The sequence below is a fragment of the Burkholderia sp. Se-20378 genome, assembly GCF_017104665.1.
Classification (GTDB): domain Bacteria; phylum Pseudomonadota; class Gammaproteobacteria; order Burkholderiales; family Burkholderiaceae; genus Burkholderia; species Burkholderia lata.
The window spans coordinates 1-2443 of record NZ_JAAGPG010000824.1 but is presented as its reverse complement, the minus strand read 5'-3'; the positions used below and the strand labels follow the sequence as shown (position 1 = coordinate 2443).

General features: G+C 69.3%; 2 protein-coding genes and 1 pseudogene. All 3 read right to left on the bottom strand.

Annotated features, from left to right (window positions below):
• The coding region (locus G3N93_RS37925) for a YggS family pyridoxal phosphate-dependent enzyme (RefSeq protein WP_206135315.1) at nucleotides 1-470 on the bottom strand (470 nt) is incomplete at its 3' end.
• A 131-nt stretch (nucleotides 471-601) separates the two neighbouring features.
• Entirely contained in the window at nucleotides 602-1828 is a 1227-nt protein-coding gene (glcF, locus tag G3N93_RS37920) for a glycolate oxidase subunit GlcF (RefSeq protein WP_206135314.1), read from the bottom strand.
• A gap of 3 nt (nucleotides 1829-1831) precedes the next feature.
• Nucleotides 1832-2443 (bottom strand): annotated as a pseudogene (gene glcE, locus G3N93_RS37915) (glycolate oxidase subunit GlcE); the annotation flags it as partial.

Below are 2443 nucleotides of genomic sequence, written 5' to 3'. Positions count from 1 at the left end.
AGCGGCGGCCGCGCGGCGACCGCGCGCGCAACCTCGGCCACGTCGGCCGGCGCGACGCCGCTCTTCGACGCCTCGCCGCTGATGTTCACCTGCACGCACACGTTGAGCGGCGGCAGGTGCGCGGGGCGCTGTTCCGACAGGCGCTGCGCGATCTTCAGCCGGTCGACCGAATGGACCCAGTCGAAGCGTTCGGCAACCGGGCGCGTCTTGTTCGACTGCAGCGGCCCGATGAAATGCCATTCGAGGTCCGCGCGCAGGTCGGCGAGCGCATCGATCTTGTCGATCGATTCCTGCACGTAGTTTTCGCCGAAGGCGCGCTGCCCGGCCGCATGCGCGGCGCGCACGTCGTCGGCGGGAAATGTTTTTGACACCGCGAGCAGCGACACGGTGGCGGGATCGCGGCCGGCCGCGCGGGCGACGTCGGCGATGCGGCGATGAACGGATTCGAGACGGGCGGCGAGATCGGACATGACGGGTACGAAAGCAGGCACGGAAGCAGGCATGGTGCGGAGGCGCCGCGGCACGCGACGCCTCGATCCGCCCATTATACGGACGCCGTGCGCGAGGCCCAGCGCCCAGCCGTCATTCGCATGCGCGGGTCCTAGCCGTACAGCAGATGCTCGACGAGCTGGATCCAGTGGGCGACCGGAATCTGCGTGCCGCTCTGCAGGTGCGCGATGCAGCCGACGTTGCCGGAGACGATCATCTGCGGTTCGAGCGCCTGCAGCTTCAGCAGCTTCTGCTTGCGCAACCGGTACGACAGCGATGGCTGCGTCAGCGAATAGGTGCCGGCCGACCCGCAGCAAAGATGGCTGTCGGCCGGCAGCCGCACGTCGATGCCGAGCGTCTCGAGCAGGCGTTCGACCTTGCCGCGCGACTGCTGGCCGTGCTGCAGCGTGCACGGCGGGTGGTACGCGACCGTATGGATCGCGCGGCGCCGCGCGAGCGTTGCGAGCTCGGCCTCGAACGCGAGCAGCACGTCCGAGATGTCGCGCGTGAGCGACACGATGCGCTGCGCTTTCTCCGCGTAGGCCGGGTCGTCGCGCAGCAGGTGCGCGTATTCGAGCACGGTGGCGCCACAGCCCGACGCATTCATCACGATCGCCTCGACGCCCTGTTCGACATGGGGCCACCACGCGTCGATGTTGCGGCACGCGTCGTCGAGCGCTTCGTCGTGATAGTTCAGGTGCAGGCGGATCGCGCCGCAGCAGCCCGCATCGGGCGCGACGACCGTCTCGATGCCGAGCGCGTCCAGCACGCGCGCGGTTGCGATGTTGATGTTCGGCAGCATCGACGGCTGCACGCAGCCGCCGAGCATCAGCATCTTGCGCGTATGCGTGCGGTGCGGCCATTCGAGCAGCCGCGTGCGCGGCGGCACCTTGTCGCGCAGCCGCTTCGGCAGCAGCGGACGCACGTGCTGGCCGAGCCGCATCACCGGCGAGAACAGCGCGGCGTTCGGCACGAGGCTCGCGAGCACGCGGCGCACGAGACGCTGCTGCACCGGGCGCTGCACCTGCGCCTCGACGTGCTTGCGGCCGATCTCGACGAGCCGGCCGTACTGGACGCCGGACGGGCAGGTCGTCTCGCAACTGCGGCACGTGAGGCAGCGGTCGAGGTGCTGCTGCGTGCTGCGCGTGACGGGCGCGCCTTCGACCATCTGCTTGATCAGGTAGATACGGCCGCGCGGGCCGTCGAGTTCGTCGCCGAGCAACTGGTAGGTCGGGCAGGTCGCGGTGCAAAACCCGCAATGCACGCACTTGCGCAATATCGCGTCGGCTTCGTCGCCATCGGGCGTATTGCGGATGAAATCGGCGAGGTTCGTTTGCATCGCTCAAAGATCCGGGTAGAGCCGGCCGCGGTTGAAGATGCGCGCGGGATCGAACGCGGCCTTCAGCCCGCGGTGGATTTTCATCATCGGGGCGGGGAGCGGCGTGAACACGCCCGCGCTGCGGTCGTACGCGTCGCCCGCGCGGAACAGCGTCGCGTGGCCGCCGGCCTGCTTCGCGCTCATCCGCACGGTCTGCGCGTCGGCGTCGGTGATCCACCAGCGCTGCGCGCCACCCCATTCCATCAGCTGGGTGCCGGGCAGGTGCATCGGTTCGGTGATCGACGGCAGCGCGAGGCGCCACAGCGCATAGCCGGGCGGGATGCCGTTGAAGAACGGGTCGGTATGTTCGCGCAGGCCGGCCCAGAAGCGCTCGGCCTCGACCGCGTCGACGACTTCGCCGCCGAGCAGCGTCTTCGCCGATTTCACGGCCGCCTCGGCGCCCGACAGGCGCAGCACGAGCGTGCCGTTGCGCCACCCGCTCGCGCTGACGGGCAGTGGATGGCCGCCCCATTCGTTGAGCTTGCGTACCGCGTCGGTCGCGGTCATCTCGAACTTCAGCGTGACTTCGGCGACGGGCATCGGCAGCACCTTGATCGACAGGTCGAGCATCAGCCA

Bases quoted from the DNA above. Each gene is read 5' to 3' on its own strand.
- glcF (WP_206135314.1), bottom strand. From the start codon at position 1,828: ATGCAAACGAACCTCGCCGATTTCATCCGCAATACGCCCGATGGCGAC.